The sequence below is a fragment of the Fictibacillus sp. FJAT-27399 genome (genome assembly GCF_001510655.1).
In the GTDB taxonomy this organism is placed as follows: domain Bacteria; phylum Bacillota; class Bacilli; order Bacillales; family Fictibacillaceae; genus Fictibacillus_C; species Fictibacillus_C marinisediminis.
Map to the genome: position 1 here is coordinate 1,333,172 of NZ_LMVC01000002.1, position 17,973 is coordinate 1,351,144.

The window sequence follows — 17,973 nt, forward strand, 5'->3', positions numbered from 1 at the left end:
AGGAGTCTCGCATCTTCCACTTCAATTCACTTTTCATTGAAGATTTTTCAAGCCAAAAAGGGGCTGCCTGAAGGTCAATTTTCGACTTTCTGGACAGCCCATTTCTTTAAAATGTTTATTTTTTATTGATTTCCTTTTTTGACCCACTCAGCAACCGTCACTGTCCGTTTTGCCTGATGAATGACGGCATCTTTCACATCATCCTTCATGTTTCCATTTTGGTCTACCGTAACACTGGTTCCATATGGATTGCCGCCAGCTCCATATAAGACGGGATCCGTATAACCCGGAGTCGCCACAATAGCACCCCAATGGTACATCGTTGTATATAGAGAAAGGATTGTAGCTTCCTGTCCGCCATGCGGATTCTGGGCAGATGTCATGGCACTGGCCACTTTATTTACCAGTTTTCCATTAAACCAAAGGCCGCCCGTCGTATCGAGAAATTGCTTAACCTGAGCAGGCACGTTTCCAAAACGGGTAGGGATGCTGAATATAATGGCATCTGCCCACTCTAAATCATTTAGAGAGACTTCAGGAACATCCTTCGTCTCATCTACGTGCGCTTTCCATGCAGCATTTGATTCAATGGCCTCAGGTGGTGCAAGTTCAGGCACTTTTACCACTTTTACTTCTGCTCCTGCTTCTTTTCCGCCTTCCGCAGCCCAATTCGCCAGCTTGTAGTTGGTTCCTGTAGAACTGTAATAGATAACCGCCAGTTTAACCTTTGACATGCAATCCATCTCCTTCGTTATAAAAGTACATATCTCTTTAATATCCTATTGTCCGCACTTTAAACCTGTCATTTAAAGTAAATAAGCAGATTTAGAAAATACCTTATAACGTTTCGGAAAGATCTTATTGATTGGCAGACGATCTGAGGATGACAACCTGATTGATGTCATAAAAGTCGGCGGACGGTTTAATGTAAGCAATGCTTGTCAGTCCGTAGGGATCCGGTTTCACTTTGACGATGGTTCCGATATCCAGGTTAGGCGGCAGAATCTCGCCCAATCCTGAAGTTACTACCTTTTCACCCTTTTTAATGTTTTTATTCAAAATATCTCGTACCATTAAATATTTATTGCTCGGGTCGTAGCCGTTCAGGATACCGTTGATGTTCTTTTTTCCCTTGATGGAGGCAGAGATACGGTACCTTTTATCTTTGCTGCTGAGCAGCTTGACTTCTGAGGATGTTGGTTTTACATTGGTTATTTTTCCGATCAATCCGTCTTTCGTGATAACAGCCATATTGTTTTGAACCTTGTCTTGGCTTCCTTTATCAATAACAACGGTTTCATACCAGCTGGATGAATCAGAATTTCTGTACATAACGCTGGCTTGCAAGGGATCGTATTGTTCCACTTCTTTAGTTTTATCTACAACGGCTTGAAGGTTTTTATTTTCTTTTTCAAGTTCCACTTTTTGTACAGAAAGAGATTCCTGTTCCTGGAGCTTTGATTTTAAGATTTTATTTTCTTTTTCGATGGAAGCCATATCTTTAACATTATGAATGACATTAAGAATGGGTTGTTTTCCAGGAATATTAATATTTGTGAAGTAATACAGCAGCATAACGGCTAAAACAGCCGTACAAAATAATAAAAGCAGAAATTTAAAACTTAAAAATCTCATGAATGAAAATTCACCTTTCATGTTATTGTTTCAATCACAGTAAAAGGCAGCAAAATGCTTCTGATCTGCTGCCGCCTGCAAGACAATTTATAATTTATTTCTCCTACCATATATTAACATAGTTGAATATAAACAGATCACACAATACTATCATCTTATCGTTATTTGTCAAATGGACCATGAATATATAAATATTTACACACAATTATTAGATCCACATCTGTTTCAGGCACTTCCCGAGAATCGTGTTTTCAATTTTATTCACCGCGCCATACTTTTCAGCGTAGATCTGCTGGACAATCTCCCTTACATGTTCATCATGGACATTTTCACCGTCCAAATTCTTTAATAGAAGATTAAGAGGCACTGTGGGGCCATCCGGATGAAGCGGAGGCTGCACATAGTCTATACCAAGACAGGGTTGGTATTGGTTTTTGGCAAAAAACTGCATTCGTTTTCTGCATTCCATTTCTTCCATTGTTGTAGAAGCTTCTTCTTCCTTTTCTGTTTCCAAAATAATGCCGCTCACCTTGCTCTTCCCCGCTAAAATGGCTGCTTCATTGAAGACGTCTTCCATTTTAGCAAGTGTTTTTGATCCCATGCCCATGTTTCGGTGGTTGGGGTCTGCAGCGATATAAACAACAAAGCCTGTATTCACTTCTGCTAAATAGTGCCCGGCTGCAAATGACAAAAGCTGGCCCCCTTCCACGCTGATCAGCAAACAGAATTGATTGGGAGCAGCGGTCTGTGCATACTGAAAGCCGCTGTAAAATACATCATGAGGTTCTCTTACCTCCAAGGGAAATGACCGGTCATACAGCGCCAGCACTTTATCCATCCTAGCTGAATTGTGACCTCTCATCTGTTCCCATTGAATCGTCATCCTGCATTTCCCCCTTTAAACTTCTACTATTATAACGCAATTTGGTGCCAGGCACCTCAATTACACAAGTGTGTAAATGGGGTGCCTGGCACCAGCAATGAGGATTTAATTTTTTCTATGATGGAAGGGGCATTTGCCCTCAATTGGTTTTACATCATCACCGATAAAGTATTGCTTCCACTCACGATGCTCAGGGTCGCCATAATGGCTGATGTTCGGATGCGTCGGCAGGTTATCCCACTTTTCCACCCGTTCCCGAACCTTATCCCGTGACATGATTCCGCCTTTCGATGTTCCTTCAAGACCCTCGAATATTCTTCGCGGCTGGAACCCAAGTACAAGACTGTTGCCAAGGTCTCTTGTTTTTCTCTGTTTGTAGGCTGGTGCATTTCCGAACACAAAGAACGGCTCTCCTGCAAAGGTAAAATTCCATAAATAATGATCCGGATCTGTAGGCTTATCCTCAGGCCAATCTTTCTCATCCTGATCATGCATGTATTGAAGCAGGTTCCAGAAATATTCCCTGTAGTAAGGAATGGATTTCTCTTCTGTTTCCGGCTCTACAAAAACAAATAACCCGTGGCGAATGAGTTTCGGTGCATCAAACAGCTGGATAAATTCTTCGACGGCTCCAGGCAAGTTTGACCAATCTCCCTGTGAAACATAGGCATACCGCAGCTCGCCCTTCTTTTCCGCATTCATGCCGAAATAGCAAGGAAACGTTTTATCTGTCACTGTCTCATGAAAGTTTTTGTATTCTCGAATCACCCATTCCGGAACGATTTCCGGGTTTATCATATCTTCTTTTTCAAGAAGATATTTATTCGCTGTTTTCAAGCATATCCCTCCATTGCATCCACTAGATTCAAATTACTGACTCAGCTATTGTAGTTTATGAAACAGTACCCTGAGACCCTTTCGTTTAAACTGCACGATTAAATGTAAAAAATGCCACCTTAAAGGCGGCATTCCATTTCTATATAACTTGCTTATTTTCTTAAGATAGGCATTGTGCAGCAGCGAAACGATCCGCCTGATTTGATGATCTCAGATAAGTCGACTTCAATGACTTCATATCCTCTTTTTCGAAGATTGTTGTTCACCTTAGGATTCACTGGCAGGCTGAACACTTTTTTATCCCCAATGGAGAGTACGTTCGTGCCTAACGAGAACTGTTCTTCCTTGCTGACTTCAATCAAATCATATCTTTTGGCTAAAAAGTCCAGTTCCTTTTTACGGAATGCCTGCGGAAATACGAGTGCTTCCGTGGATGAAAGAATGTTGAATACACAATCAAGATGCAGATACTTTGGATTAAACGGCATGGAAACCACCTTGTGTTCTGGCAGCCTTTCCCGCAAAGACTGGATAGATGACTGTGCTGTCCGGCCGCTTACACCAATATAGATCGTATCCCCATCAACCAGCACGTCTCCGCCCTCCATCTTTCCGTCAGAAATCTTTTGAAGGCGGACATTTTTGTTTCCCAGCCATTCTTTTAATATGTCTTCCTCACCTTGCCTGATTTTACTTCCCATAGAAGAAACAAAAATAATGGACCCCAGTGTAAAGCCAATATCACGTGTAAATACCTGCTCAGGAAATTCCTGATGAGGGGGAAGTTCAATCACCTCAACTCCATGAGATCGAAGGGTTCGGACAAAATTCCGATGCTGATTGGTTGCTAATGTCTTGTTTATATTTTCATCTGCATAATGCCGCTGTGTTTCATTGATAACTTCAGAGATATGCATAAATTTGGGTTCACATACGACTACACGGGCGAGTGAATCATACTCGCTCCTGCACGCTACTTTTTCTGTTGGTTTGAGTGTGATGGCCATTCTGTACCCCCGATTCAATGATTTATTGTGATATTTCCCGTTTTCCTCTCGAGGTTAAACAGTAAATTTAAAATAAGTGAGGCTCAACGCAAAAAAAGCAGCCGTTGCATGAAACGGCTGCTTCTGTTCACCTATTCTTTTATCGCGAACTCAAGTCTATAACTGATTCTATAATTTGATCCCAGTCTTCACTATGAATCTCATGCCCGGATCCTTCTAGCGTCACCAATTCTGCATGGGGGATGGCTTTCACGAGAGCAAGCCCGTGTTCGTATGGAAGAGCAGGATCATCCGTGCCATGAATAATAACAGCAGGAACGCTGATTTCACCCATTCTATCAAAATACTCCCCGCCGCCCTGCAGCATCGCATGATTAAATCGGCTCGTCAGCTGTTTCGCCCGGTTAACTTCTCTTTCCGCCAGCTTAAACATTCTCTCCTGCTCATATGGCTTGGAACCGGCTAGTGTTTTCCAGCCATCCGCGAGAAAAGAAATAACAGACGCCCGATCCGACCAATCCAACGTTGCACTTTTCGCATGATAATCCAGTATTTTCTGATCCATCGGCGGCAGCTGCTCCTGCTCCGTTCCAAACACGCTTGAAGCAATGAATGAAAGAGAGAGCACACGTTCCGGATACCTCAAAGCAAGGATTTGGCCGATCATACCGCCCAACGACATCCCGACAATATGGGCTTTTTCAATAGAATAAGCATCCAATACACCAGCTGCATCATCAGCCAAGTCCGTTATCGAATAGTTTGACGTGCCTGGCTCATAAACGGTTGATCTTCCTAAATCCCGATGATCGTAGCGGATAACGAACCGCCCTGAATCTGCGAGGCGGAGACAGAAGTCCTCATCCCACCAGTCTAAAGAAGACATCGCTCCCATGATCAGCAGCATCGCAGGATCTTTCGGATTTCCAAAGCATTCTGTACATATCTCTACTTTATTAATGTTCAGTATTTGTTCTCTCATGTTTAATACCTCCGTGTTTTTTATTATCCAACCGCCGTATTTTTGGCGCAGATCAATAAACTCTCTACGGAGTATTTGGCCTGCACCCTTAATTACCTTTGTTTGATCCACTTGATAATCATGACGAGGCCTCCTTTTCACTGCATTAAAAAAAGGGAATTTCCCCCAATTAAGTATAGCATGGTTTTTCCAAACTTTACTTGAACATTTTTCCCTATTTATGCTAAGATGCTACTATACCTTTTAATTCTAGGTAGGTGAAAATAAATGTTTAATCGTGAACTTTTAAAAGGCAGTACTTCCTTGATTGTTCTTCAGCTGCTGGCTGAGCGGGATATGTATGGGTATGAGCTCGTAAAAGAGCTGGAAAAACGAAGTGACCAGCATCTGCAGGTGAAAGAAGGTACTCTCTATCCTGCCCTTCACAAGCTTGAAAAGCAGGAATACATTGAGTGCTACTGGCAAGAACAAGCAAAGGGCCCGGCACGAAAATACTACCGGATTACCGAAGAAGGCATACAGATGCTAAAAGAAAAGACATCCGAATGGGAGCAATTCGTTCAAGTAATAAACAAGGTGATGAGAGGTCCGGAGCATGATCCATCTTGAAGCTAAAGAACATTATTTACAGCAATTAAAAAAGGAATTAAAGAAACACCCCCAGCGAGAAAGCATTGTACAGGACTACGAAGCCCATCTCTATGAGCTAGTGGCAGAAAAAGAAGACGAAAAAAAGACGGCGGAAGAGTGGCATTTACTTTTTTCAGAGGTGATTGGACATCCGAAGGAAGTTGCCTCCATGTGGAAGGAAGAGCTCTCTGTTACACCCAATAAGACCTTCTGCCTTTTTCTTTTGATGAACGCTGCTTTTTTTGTGGCAGGAAGTTTACTGACTTTCGCTCATCTTCTGAATGAATACACATGGATTCAAGCTGTCTGGCGCTCCCTAACCTCCATTCCTTTCATCATCATGATGCTTTACATGGGGTTTTGGGCATTTCTCGGTTACGAAATCGGAAAAAACTTTGGAGCAAGAGGACGGCCGCTGCTGAAAAAGACGTTCCTTATTTCCGTTCTTCCCAACCTGGTCTTGATGCTCCTCGTCCTGTTTCGCATCATACCCCATGAATGGTTTCATCCGCTCCTCTCCACTACATTTATTATGTTGTGTATCGCAGCCACCATTCTGCTGTACCCGATTTGCTGGATCGCCTTCCGATGGGGGAAAAAACAGTCACTTTAATTTTTTTTGATTAACTACATAGAATTACTTAGTATATAGAAAAACGATATAGGAGGAATATGATCATGATGGAGATTCAAACTTCAAAGAGTGATTTGGTTTTTTTAGTGATATGCGCCTTGCTCGGATTATTGGCTGAGCTTTCCTTTTTTCACGGGGAGATCGGGATTTCCTATTTCCTTTTTGTTACGGCATTTTATTGGGCATTCTTTTGGCGGTTTAGAGGATTTCCGTTCACCAACCGGCGGATTGGCTTTTTGCTGCTCTTCTGTATCTGGCTGCTTTCCGCCGGCTATTTTCTTTATTGCAACACGCTGTTTTATGCACTGAATATTTTGGTCATTCCCGTCTTGGTCATTTCGCACGTCATTTTGATTACTGGATCGCCTACTAAGGACTGGTATCGCCTTTCCTTCATACCTTATACGTTTTCTAAGCTGTTCGCACTCTTTCCTTACAACATCGCTTTTTTTGCAAAAGAAAAAGAAAATGTAAAGACAAAGGTCGACAACAAAGCTTATCAAGTGATCACCAAAATTGGTATCGGCCTGCTCATCTCGGTTCCCCTGCTTCTGATCGTTATTAATCTCCTTTCTTCGGCAGATTCAGAGTTCAGCCGAGTGATCGACAGACTCCCTTCTCTCTTTGTTCATGTCAACTTGCTGGAAGGAAGCTTTCGAACGATCGTAGTCCTGCTCTATACGTTTGGATTCTTTGGTTTTTTACAACTGTTAAAATCAAAGTGGGAACCGCCTGCTCTTCTTGAAATGAAAGGTAAGCCCAAGTTTTGGGATCCTGTGATCGTCTCAACATTACTTGTCCTGATCAATGCGGTTTACGTTCTTTTTGTAACCATTCAGTTTCAATATTTTTTCAGCGGCAATTTACAGGACAGCTATACGTTTGCAGAATATGCACGCCGAGGCTTTTTCGAGCTGATGGCTGTTACCATGATCAACCTAACCTTTTTGATCGGTACGCTCTCGTTCAGTAAAGAGAGCGGCAAAGGCATTAGGCTCTTCATCAAAGTCATGCTCACTTTATTGGTAGCCGTTAGCGGAGTCATGCTAATTTCTGCTTTTATGAGATTGTCGTTGTACGAGAGTGCCTACGGATACACACTCGCGAGGGTATTGCCTCACTCGTTCATGATTTTCCTGGGTGTTATCTTCCTTTATACTTTGGTCAATGTATGGATTGAAAGGCTTTCGCTGATCCGCTTCTACCTGATCTCTTCCCTTGTCTATTACACGCTATTAAACATGGTGAACATTGATCAGTTTGTGGTAGACCAGAACTTGCAGCGATACAAAGACACAGGAAAAATAGATATTTATTATCTCGATTCGCTTTCTTATACGGGAGTGCACGGATTGCTGGACCTGTATGAAAGCCATCCAGATCTGCCAGGTTTGGAGAAAGCTTTATCGGACCGAAAAAAGTACACCTTTGCAGAAGATCACTCCTGGCAATCGTTTAACATCGTGAAACGCTCTGTGCGGGAACGGCTTCAGGAGTTCAGCAAGTAATACTAAGGGGCTGTCCTGAAAGTCGAAAATTGACCTTCAGGCAGCTCCTTTGACGTGAAAAATCTTCAATGAAAAGTTGATTGGAGTGCAAGGTGCGAGACTCCTGCGGGACTAGCGTGACAGGTGAGACTCCCGCAGGCGCTTGCGCCAAAAAGTAGGCGTTCACGCCGGTAAGGCTCACCGCACGCCCCGCGAAAGTAGGAGCTCGCGCCGGTAAAAGCGAGCAGCCTGGAGCGGAGATCAACAGCTACCAGACTTCTTGGACAGCCCCTTTTCCTCGCTTCGTTCCCTTATTTTAAAAAATACTCTTTGTAATAGACAATTGTAGCAATTAGAGAAATGACCGTATAGGCAATCGCGGTATAAAACGGAATGCCGGGTGTGTAGGCTGTTTTTTCCTCCTCAACCTTCATTCCTGTTTGTGCCTGTGCCTGAAGCCGAATCATATTGGACGTTAAACCGCCGGATGAAGTAAAAAACTTAAAAACAACAGCTGAAAGCAAACCTACAATGAACGCTAAATCAATAAAATGGACGTTTATGACAAATGAGAAGAATACATTAACCAAAACGATTACTGCTGATGTAACGATGAATACAATTACATTTTTCATTATATCCCCCCTAATCGTTACCTAAAATCTACTCTCTTGCCTCTGCATATTTAGAATCTGAGATGGTTGTGGGCACTACCAGCACATCGTTGCCCTCTTTTTCACCTTTACAGCCTGTCAGCACAACATTTCGCCACTCCAGTGCTTTACATTGATAGGTTTTTAGCTCGCCAAGACCAGGGACGGTATTTTTATAGATAAAACGCTTCCCGTCAAAAGTTAGCTTATTCTTATACACTCTATTTTTCTTTATATAATAGATGTTTGTTTGAAACGGCTCTCCCTTCTCTCCCTTTCTAGTAAGCCGAAGCATGTACTCCAAATTATCTGTTTTGCTGTCGAACATTTCTATTCCTTCTTTTAAATAAGAGACAACCTCGCCTTTTTTATTCGCTTCCTTTAGGACGCTTGCTTTAACCATTTGGCTTTTTGTCAAGGCATTCCCTGAATTCGGATCAAGCTTGGCAGTATGGTCAGTCACAAGAGAAGCTGTAATGAAGAAAAACAAGGCGCAGACGATCACACTGACAATCGGCATAATAACCGTTTTACGGCTGAAAGCAGTACTCTCTGAATTCATATCCCTGTACCTTTGATGGACGATCTGCCGTTGTTTTTCGCCAAAGTTCCGGTTCTTAAAGGTGGTATTTTCCATGTGGTTTCTAAATCCTTTTAGTTCCTCCATGTCACTGCCCTCCTTTTAAAGAGTGTTTCAGCAAACTTTTTGCTTTCGTTAATCTTGATTTAATCGTGTTAATGTTGATGTTCAATGATTCACTGATTTCCTGAAGTGACAACTCATCATAATAAAAGAGAAAGATCACTTCACGGTATTTCACCGGCAACCGAAAAATGTGCTGATATAAGGTTTGTTTTTCATCTTTATAAAGAGCCAGATCTTCAACGGAAGAAGAGGTTCCTTTTATGTACTTTTGAATCTTTTCTGTGACCACAGAGTAACGGTAATGAGCGCTTTTGATATAGTCTTTGCAGTGGTTGATGGCAATCTTGTAGATCCACGTCTTTCGTTTGGCTTCACCTCTGTAGGTGTCAGCTTTGCTATAAATTTTCACAAAAACATCCTGCGCCAGATCCTCTGCCAGATTCCATTCCTTCACATACGTATAACAAAGGTACAGAACATCCTTGCCGTAATCCTTCATGATCTGCTCCATCAATTCTTCTTTTGTCACGGGTGTTTCAAATACAGGCATGCTGTTAAACTGCTGATTGTACATGATACCATCACCTCCAACCCCTCTCTACTACTATAGACGAAGTTTAATTGAAGGAAGTTTATATTTTAGAAAAAAAAGTAAAAATCCAAAGAAAAAAAGGACCCTGAATAAGGTCCTTGATCTCAGAACTATGATAAGCTGCTTTTCACTGCTTCTTTCTCACTGCTTTCTTCTGATTCCCAGCCTTTGCAAACATCTATCCATTCCTTAGCATTGGAATATTCGTATATCTCATCGACTGTTAGTTCAATTGCAGAATTCGAACTGCCACATGCCGGAAAGAGTGTTTGAAATCTTTTCATCGACTCATCCGGATAGACATCAATCTCATTCTTTAAACCAAACGGACAAACACCGCCTACCGCATGACCGGTTTGCTCCAGCACTTCTTCCGGGGAAAGCATCTTCGCTTTAAAACCGAACTGCTGGCGGAATTTCTTGTTATCAATCTTCGCATCTCCTGCCGCTACGATCAGCATAGCGGGTCCATCTTCTCCTTTGAATGATAACGTTTTGGCAATCCTTGCAGGAATGACACCAATCGTATCGGCTGCCTGTTGAACGGTTGCGCTGGATGCATCGAATTCCATAACATCTTTTTCACGGTTCCATTGCTTCAAATAAGCTTTAACGCTTTCAATCGACATTTCTATCATCCTTCCATGCTGATATTGATTAATTACCTTTTTTAAAATGTTTTAAAGAGATGGATGAACCTTGATAAATCAACGTTTTTCAGATTTTCATTAAATGGCACCTATTTTTCTGAACTTAAAAGATTATATATTTATGATCTTTTTTACATTTATCTCAAAGTTAATAACCACTGTCAAGGTAATGGGATTTTTTGATTTGCAGGTTGATGTATATAGCATAAACGGTTTAATGAATAAAAAGACTTGAGCTTCACTTTCACCTTTGGCTACATCCAGACCAACGACTGGGACATAGCTAAACTCAGCCACATTGTAAACATTCTTGGTAAGAAGTGTTGAACCGATTGAAGCCTGCAAAAATCTTACGCACCGATCAAAAGGGCTCCATCATATTTACAACAAACGGCAGCACGTTAAGTTTTTAACTTCATAATCTAGCTTTTATAATAGTTCCTGCTCCATTACTTAATTAAAAAAGAAGTTGCCGTAACCACTAAGAAAAAGTCAATAATAATGGCACCTGAGAAATTTTTATATTTAGATATCATATTGTCTTTTAAATTCGAAAATCTCATCAACAGCTTGGTGATACCCACCCGATTTTTGAAAGGATTCCCTAATATTTGCAACAGCTTTATGGAAAGATGGGTGGTTTAACACATGATTTAAGGCTTCACGTAGTTGATTTGCAATCAAGCTTTGCATTTGTAATTGAATACCGGCTCCGATATTGGCAACTTGTTGAGCAATTATCGGCTGATCCGCGCTTTGCGGGATTACAATTAGCGGAACCCCGTAATAGAGACCTTCATTGGTACTGTTCATTCCACCATGTGTGATAAATAATTTTGTGTATTTCAGCACCTCAGTTTGTGGAACATAATTTTTTACAATGAAGTTTTTAGGAATCTCCCCCAAATCAGATATTTGAGCTTTTTTCCCGATAGACATGACAACAGTATGATCAGTGTTCTCAAATACCTTAAAACAAAGCTTATAGAAATCAATTGCTTGGTTAAAGACAGTACCCAGCGAAATGTAAATTAGGCTTTTTACCTTGATTGCGGTAAGGTCGAAGTTTTCTTGCGTTGATCGTAAAGAGATGGATGGACCTACAAATTTGTAAGTTTGGTCAAATGTTTCTCCAAAGGGTTGAAACTCCCTAGTTGTATAAATGATTGTAAATGGTGCAGGGTTACAAAAAACTTCATAAGGAGAACGAATTTCAATATCATATTTTTCTTTAATTTTTGTTGCCAAGTTTTGAAAATCATTATTTATCGTATTAACAATTTCTGTTGGGATATTTTGTGAAAGATGTTCCAACATTTTATCAAATGATGCTTTGGTCTGTGCAAAAGAAGTACAAGAATTAATTGCCGGAAGTTTAAGTATTTGTGCAAGAAAAAGTCCACAACCAAACATGGAATCGTGAATGATATAATCAAAATGTTCCCCTTCAATTTGCTCCAGAACACTAGGTATTATGATATCTGCCGTAAGCAAAAGACCATTGATTCTCTCGAGTAAATAATTTCTTCCACCTGAGATAAAAGCTTTTATAAATTTTTCACCGTCAAATGTTCGTACAGTAGCTCCCGTCTTCTCAATACGTTCTCGAAAAGCTTCTATCGTAAAGTACACTACCTCTTCTCCACGCGAAATAAGCTCTTGCACAACTCCAATAGTTGGATTAATATGTCCTTCTGATCCACCATTAATAAATAAAACACGTGCCATTATAACCACTCCTTGGGTAAAATGTTCTCTGTATTGTGTAAGTTATTACCGGGGCAACTAGATTTTAGAAGTACCATTGTCACAATAAATAAAAAAGGGAGAATCATCGACTGAAAACTCGCAGTAGAAAAGGTGAGGTCCGAAGACCATCACCTCAACTTTGAGAATAAGTAACTTTTCTCTTATGCCTGTCGAATGCTTGATTGTTCGGTTTGAGTATTAACCCATTCCTGCTGACGGAATTCTTTTTCCCACTTTGAAACCACAATACAAGCGAGAACATGTCCGGGTGTATTACAGGCAGTACGTGCCATATCCAGCACACGGTCAATGCCTGCGATAATGGCGACGCCTTCTGCAGGAAGCCCTACTGCTGAGGCGGTGGCTAAAAGTACAACCAGCGAGCCGGATGGAACAGCCGCAATTCCTTTTGAGGTTGCAACAAGAACCCCCATTAAAATTAACTGTTGGCCAAAATCCATCGGGATTCCAAATGCTTGCGCTAAGAAAATAGAGCAAACTGAAAGGTACAATGTCGAACCATCACAATTCAAAGATAGTCCAGAAGGAATAACAAAAGATACAACACGTTTCGAACAACCATATGCCTCCATTCTACTCATTAACTGCGGAAGAATAGTTTCCGTACTTGTTGTAGAAAATGCGATAAGGAACAAATCCCATATCATTCGAAACAATTTAAAGTAAGAAATCTTTAAGAACCAAGCGATCAAAGGAAACAGACCGAAAATAACAATAGCAAGCCCAAGATACACGACCCCAATTAACTTTGCCATAGGGACTAAAAGGGCGATACCAAACTGACCTACAGAGGCTGCCATGAGAGCGAGTACACCAATCGGTGCAGTTACCATGACCATTTGTGTCAGTTTAAACATAATTTTGGCGACTGACTCCATAAACTTTATTGCCGGCTCTGACGCTTTGCCAATGGCTCCAGCAGCAACACCAAATAATATAGCGAAGAATATAACAGCTAATAAATCACTTTTTGCCATCGCATCAACAATGTTGCTTGGGATGATGTTAACTAGCATCGTTTTAAAATCAACAACTTTGGAAACGCCCTCATTTAATGGTGCGATATCATTCTTTGCAAGATGAGACATATTAAGCCCGGCACCTGGCTTTAAAGTGTTAGCAAGTAAAAGACCAATACCTAGAATCAACGTGGTAATGAATTCAAACCAAATAATTGTTTTAAGTCCTAATGAACCCATTTTTTTCATGCTTCCGCCGCCTGATGACCCAATGACAATTGTAGTGAAAACAATAGGCACAACAATCATTTTAATAAGATGAATAAAAGCGTCCCCAACTGGTCTTAAAGCTTGGCCAAATTCAGGAAAAAAATGTCCGATAAGCGCTCCTATAACCAATGCAATTAACACTTGAAAAGCAAAAAACTTTTTCATAGGCCGTCCTCCCTGAACGAAAAATTAATAGCATCGTCCCATTTTATATTATTTCTTAGATTATTTCTTTCTCTTTTGAACCTTTTCAATGAGAAAGTAAAAATCGCATCTAAAATTATTTCTACATTTTTCATGGATAACCTCCAATATAAATAATTTTGTGAATATTGTAATATCATAGTTCCTAAATTGGACGATAGTACCAATATTTGACATTTACCCACACTATGGCTTTCAAAGGTAGGCTCCATCATACAAGACCATTTTTAATAAGCTAATAAAGATATAAAGAAGAAAAGCAAATTTTTTCAACTCTCCTTTCTATTAAACTTTAATAATATTCTATGAAATTAAATGAAACCTGATTGGATAAAAGACGATAAAACCTACCATTTTTGAGTTTGGTACGAGGCTTTAAACATGAAAAAACAGCCAAAGCTTTCATGAAAAAGTGTTAGGCTGCTTGTTTATCTCTTAATTCGCTTAGATAAAAATCAATGTTTAATCAACCTGCTGCACATATAAATATTAGTACATCATTTACCTTTAACTTTTTTTACGCTTCATTGACTCTCCATGAGTCATTTGTTGGTTTAAGATGATACCGTACTTTTTCATCAATTCAGGACTATATTGATCAACCCAACACATTATCTTTGTATTTTCAAGTTTTATTGCACAAATACAAAAAAGATGACTGCGAAAAGCAATCGCCTTTATTAACGAAATTTTACGTAATTAAGTGGTTATTAAACTAGCTTAATTTAATCAGGTTGATAGAGGCGGCTAGAAAAGCTCAAGAAATGGCAACTTTAGTATCAACTAGTCCAGCCATTAGAAAAGTCCAATAGAATATCCGTAACAAAACTGCAATTTCAATCAGCTTTGGATCAAGTGTTCGCAGCGAACGTAAGCAATGTTAAAGGGTGCTACTCCAAGCAATACCTCTTTCGGAAGCGACAATTATTTAATTATCTTCAGTGTACTGAACAAAAGATTTTGAGTTGGTACGAAACTGGCACGACTCTAATTTTCACATAAAAAGACCTTGGTATATTCGTTATATACCAAGGTCTTTTGGACTTTATCCGATTGAACCTTCCATCTTGATATTAGATAGAATGATAACACTTTTTCAATGAAACAAAAAGGAACCTCTTTGCCATCGGAGGCTCCGAAAAAATCAAGGCTTAAAGTGCTGCAAGATCGTCCCTTTGCCTTTCGCGACTTCCACTTCAGCATCGGCACCATTAATCAAGGTAACCTGCGGGGGAACATGCCCGCAATCAATATCATAGATGACAGGTACTTCTAATTCATGAGCAAGATCCTGATATACGTCTTCCACTGAATACCCATCTACCGGATGGTTGGCGGGACTGCGGCCAAACATCACACCTGAACAGGCATCAAACCACCCTGCCAATTTCATTTGCATTAACGAACGCCGCAGATCCGTTGTGTTCATCTCACAGTTTTCCAAATACCAGATGACAGGCTCTCCTGGAATGTTCTGATTAATAAAGGCATTAACATCTCCAAACAGTGTTCCGACCAGATGGCGGATGATATCAATGCAGCCTCCTAAAAGGCGGCCCTTCAATTTTTTCGGCTGATTGGATACTGTTTTCCACTCAGTTTGTTCGGTCAGATGAAAGACATGAGGTGAAGGAGTTCCATGCTGCCATTCCTTCTGAAATTTTTCAGAAGAACGCTGCAGAACGGAAGCACCTGCTTCAGTAGAAAGTACAGATTTCCACATGGCCGTTGTATGATCGGTGTCTTCTCCCCTTAAATCAATGAGATTGGTCCCATGTGCTGTGGCCATTCCAGTGATTAAGGTAGTTGCCAGCAACAGCCCGCTCAAATCGGAATAGCCTAATATCCATTTGCGCTTCATCTTCTCGAAATCCACATGAGGCAGCATCTCAATTAGAAGTTCCCCGCCCCATGGAGGAATAATGATATCGATCCCTTCACTCTGCATCGCCTCGTTAAATTCATCGCCACGTGCTGCTGCATCTGCTGATTTGGCCTTGCTTTGTGTCCAAGGCGTCTTGCCGCTTTTTACTTGGAATCCTTCATCCTTCATTTGCTGAATGGCTTGTTTTAAAAGGTCATGAAGCTCAGGCTGTAAACCAGACGAAGGGGCTGTTACCCCAATAGTGGCTCCTTTTTTTAGATATGGATAGATGATCATTGCAGTCACCCCTTTTATAGAGCTTTGTTCATGACGATCCGGTTTTCGTTCACTCTGAAACCATTTTTCTCGTAAAACGCTTGTGCCAATCCTTCCTTAGCTGTTAATAAATATAGACTTTGAATCTCTCTTCTTTTCAGTTCTACTTCAAACCCATTCAGCATTTTAGTGCCATAGCCCTTCCCTTGAATCTTGTTGTTTACACAGAGTTCAGCAATATAGAACGTTAAACCGTTATCGGTCTTTTTGCTGTTGCCCGCGATAAAGCCAATGAGCTGGCCGCTCTCATAAAATACATAACCGAGAAACTTCGGTGTATTCAGCAAATCGGATAACCTTTCCTTTGCCGTTTCAACGGTCCAGTTCTCATTCCAAGGACTGCTGTTATAAACGTTTCGATACAGTTCAATACAGGCATCCAGTTTTTCTTCTTTCATCAAAACACTTTGTATAGACACTACCATTCTTCCTTTCTTTTCACGGGTTATCTGCCAATTTCCCAAACTTTATCTTATATTCATTCTAATAGAGCTGGTACAATTTAGAAACTAAAAAAAGCAGCTAAGAAGCTGCTCGGGCAATCGGTATAGATCCGTTTATTGTACAAGATTCTTTGCCGTTCCTTTCTTGAAAAAACCATGCAATTAGGCAGCAAAAGTGTTTTCCCGACAGTGGAGACTCTGAAAATGCTTTTCAATCGGTTTAAACGCGACACTATTCGATGGATTTCTACCTGTTTATTTTTTAATAGAACTTATCAAAAGTTCTCCACTCTCTCCTTTGTGCCACTTTTTGCATAACGCTTAACCAAACGACTAGAAATCATAGTTTTATAAACAATTTGTGATGACACAACACCCAGCAATGCCCCTGCTATTACATCGATGGGATAATGTACACCAACCCAAACGCGTGAAAAGGCGACGCAAAAAGCGAGCAGAAGACAAATGAAGCCTTCTTTCCTTCTGAAGAGCCAAATGGTGGTGCAGATTGAAAAGAAGATTATGGCATGGTCACTTGGAAATGAATTATCAATTCCATGCTCGACCAGCTGATGCACGTTCGACAGTTCCGCAAAAGGCTGATGATGAGAATAGAGCAGACCTGCCAGTTTGCCAAGAATCTCTGCTATCCCACAACTCACGATCGCAAAAACAATCATCAGCCGGTTGCGGTTGGAGCGAGTGAAACAGTAGCCGATAACAAGAATTCCAAGTGCATAGAGCATATACTTCGCTAAAAACACCATGACTGGCTTTGCAGCGGAAAAACTGCCGGCCAGATCATTGATACTCCTAAAGGTTTCATTATTAATTTGTGTAAGTGTCATTTTTTGCCCCTTTTTTAATGATTTACCCTTTTTCCTCTATTTCTATTTTATGAGGGAACGAGGCTCACTTACCATGTGCAAACCTTACACTTTCTTACAATGATGTAAGGTTGCCATTAAAAAAGCGGAACCCTGAAAAAAGGTTCCACCCCCCTCGTTGTTTACTTCGTGATTGCTGCATATTTAGCTTTTGTCACGTTTTCTAAATCTCTCGGTGACAGGTCGATCTGCAGTCCAATCTTTCCTCCGCTTACGATGATGGTCTCCTGTGCTTTCGCCGCTTCTTCTATGATTGTAGGAAGCAGTTTTTTCATGCCTACAGGCGAGCAGCCCCCTCGAACATATCCTGTAACGGCCAGCAATTCTTTTACAGGAAGCATTTCCACTTTCTTTTCATCGACCGCTTTGGCCGCTTTCTTTAGGTCAAGCTCCGCTTCGACCGGAATTACAAAAACATAATATTCCTTGCCAGAGCCTTGGGCAACCAGTGTCTTGTATACAACCCCCGGCTCACGCCCTATTTTGTGAGCCACAGATACCCCATCAATCTTGCCGTCCTCTGTACTGTAACTCATATTTTCATAGTCTATTTTTTCCTTGTCCAGTATTCTCATCGCGTTCGTTTTGGTTTTTTTCATATCCT

20 protein-coding genes and 1 pseudogene are annotated in these 17,973 nt (G+C 40.8%); 3 read left to right on the forward strand and 18 right to left on the reverse strand.

Annotated features, from left to right (window positions below):
- Window positions 1-122: 122 nt before the first annotated feature.
- From wrbA to AR335_RS11790, 6 genes are all read right to left on the reverse strand, one after another.
- Entirely contained in the window at window positions 123-734 is a 612-nt protein-coding gene (gene wrbA, locus AR335_RS11765; protein ID WP_082683464.1) for an NAD(P)H:quinone oxidoreductase, read from the reverse strand.
- 124 nt (window positions 735-858) lie between these two features.
- Entirely contained in the window at window positions 859-1,635 is a 777-nt protein-coding gene (gene mreC / locus AR335_RS11770) for a rod shape-determining protein MreC (RefSeq protein ID WP_053355213.1), read from the reverse strand.
- Between the two features lie 208 nt (window positions 1,636-1,843).
- Window positions 1,844-2,518, reverse strand: coding sequence for a GNAT family N-acetyltransferase (locus AR335_RS11775; RefSeq protein WP_062235780.1), 675 nt, complete (start codon window positions 2,516-2,518; stop codon window positions 1,844-1,846).
- A gap of 105 nt (window positions 2,519-2,623) precedes the next feature.
- On the reverse strand, window positions 2,624-3,316 hold the full coding sequence (locus AR335_RS11780) for a YqcI/YcgG family protein (RefSeq protein ID WP_199805092.1): 693 nt from the start codon (window positions 3,314-3,316) through the stop codon (window positions 2,624-2,626).
- A gap of 191 nt (window positions 3,317-3,507) precedes the next feature.
- Window positions 3,508-4,362 (reverse strand): dimethylarginine dimethylaminohydrolase family protein, encoded by an 855-nt coding sequence (locus tag AR335_RS11785; protein WP_062235786.1) that lies wholly within the window; start codon window positions 4,360-4,362, stop codon window positions 3,508-3,510.
- 139 nt (window positions 4,363-4,501) lie between these two features.
- Window positions 4,502-5,344, reverse strand: a complete 843-nt coding sequence (locus AR335_RS11790; RefSeq protein WP_062237059.1) for an alpha/beta fold hydrolase — start codon at window positions 5,342-5,344, stop codon at window positions 4,502-4,504.
- Between the two features lie 267 nt (window positions 5,345-5,611).
- Between AR335_RS11790 and AR335_RS11795 the strand changes: the two genes are divergently transcribed.
- From AR335_RS11795 to AR335_RS11805, 3 genes are all read left to right on the forward strand, one after another.
- Window positions 5,612-5,953, forward strand: coding sequence for a PadR family transcriptional regulator (locus AR335_RS11795; protein ID WP_053355218.1), 342 nt, complete (start codon window positions 5,612-5,614; stop codon window positions 5,951-5,953).
- Complete coding sequence (locus tag AR335_RS11800; protein WP_062235789.1) at window positions 5,940-6,587, forward strand: hypothetical protein; 648 nt, start codon at window positions 5,940-5,942, stop codon at window positions 6,585-6,587. Before AR335_RS11795 ends, AR335_RS11800 begins: the two co-directional genes overlap by 14 nt.
- 65 nt (window positions 6,588-6,652) lie before the next feature.
- Window positions 6,653-8,116, forward strand: coding sequence for a DUF4153 domain-containing protein (locus tag AR335_RS11805; RefSeq protein WP_062235792.1), 1,464 nt, complete (start codon window positions 6,653-6,655; stop codon window positions 8,114-8,116).
- Here the strand turns inward: AR335_RS11805 and AR335_RS24000 are convergent.
- The 12 genes and pseudogenes from AR335_RS24000 to ybaK form a co-directional block, all read right to left on the reverse strand.
- A complete protein-coding gene (locus AR335_RS24000) occupies window positions 8,106-8,360 on the reverse strand; it encodes a hypothetical protein (RefSeq protein ID WP_156418944.1) in 255 nt (84 codons plus the stop codon). The two genes, AR335_RS11805 and AR335_RS24000, sit on opposite strands and share 11 nt — an antisense overlap.
- A gap of 46 nt (window positions 8,361-8,406) precedes the next feature.
- Window positions 8,407-8,730: a hypothetical protein gene (locus AR335_RS11810; RefSeq protein WP_062235794.1), complete on the reverse strand. Its 324-nt coding sequence runs from the start codon at window positions 8,728-8,730 to the stop codon at window positions 8,407-8,409.
- Between the two features lie 28 nt (window positions 8,731-8,758).
- On the reverse strand, window positions 8,759-9,415 hold the full coding sequence (locus AR335_RS11815) for a hypothetical protein (RefSeq protein ID WP_062235797.1): 657 nt from the start codon (window positions 9,413-9,415) through the stop codon (window positions 8,759-8,761).
- Window position 9,416: 1 nt separating this feature from the next.
- A complete protein-coding gene (locus AR335_RS11820; RefSeq protein ID WP_082683466.1) occupies window positions 9,417-9,968 on the reverse strand; it encodes a sigma-70 family RNA polymerase sigma factor in 552 nt (183 codons plus the stop codon).
- 128 nt (window positions 9,969-10,096) lie between these two features.
- Window positions 10,097-10,615, reverse strand: a complete 519-nt coding sequence (locus AR335_RS11825) for a YbaK/EbsC family protein (RefSeq protein ID WP_062235800.1) — start codon at window positions 10,613-10,615, stop codon at window positions 10,097-10,099.
- A 546-nt stretch (window positions 10,616-11,161) separates the two neighbouring features.
- Entirely contained in the window at window positions 11,162-12,364 is a 1,203-nt protein-coding gene (locus tag AR335_RS11835) for a macrolide family glycosyltransferase (RefSeq protein ID WP_062235806.1), read from the reverse strand.
- 182 nt (window positions 12,365-12,546) lie between these two features.
- Entirely contained in the window at window positions 12,547-13,800 is a 1,254-nt protein-coding gene (locus AR335_RS11840) for a dicarboxylate/amino acid:cation symporter (protein ID WP_062235809.1), read from the reverse strand.
- Between the two features lie 562 nt (window positions 13,801-14,362).
- Window positions 14,363-14,454, reverse strand: a pseudogene (locus AR335_RS25510) (IS6 family transposase); the annotation flags it as partial.
- A gap of 529 nt (window positions 14,455-14,983) precedes the next feature.
- Entirely contained in the window at window positions 14,984-16,000 is a 1,017-nt protein-coding gene (locus AR335_RS11845) for a S66 family peptidase (RefSeq protein WP_062235812.1), read from the reverse strand.
- Between the two features lie 14 nt (window positions 16,001-16,014).
- Entirely contained in the window at window positions 16,015-16,458 is a 444-nt protein-coding gene (locus AR335_RS11850; RefSeq protein WP_369795816.1) for a GNAT family N-acetyltransferase, read from the reverse strand.
- A gap of 299 nt (window positions 16,459-16,757) precedes the next feature.
- Entirely contained in the window at window positions 16,758-17,330 is a 573-nt protein-coding gene (locus AR335_RS11855; RefSeq protein WP_062235819.1) for an undecaprenyl-diphosphatase, read from the reverse strand.
- Window positions 17,331-17,491: 161 nt separating this feature from the next.
- Window positions 17,492-17,968 carry a Cys-tRNA(Pro) deacylase gene (ybaK, locus tag AR335_RS11860; RefSeq protein ID WP_062235823.1) on the reverse strand — a complete coding sequence of 159 codons (477 nt, stop codon included), beginning with the start codon at window positions 17,966-17,968 and terminating at the stop codon, window positions 17,492-17,494.
- Window positions 17,969-17,973 lie beyond the last annotated feature (5 nt).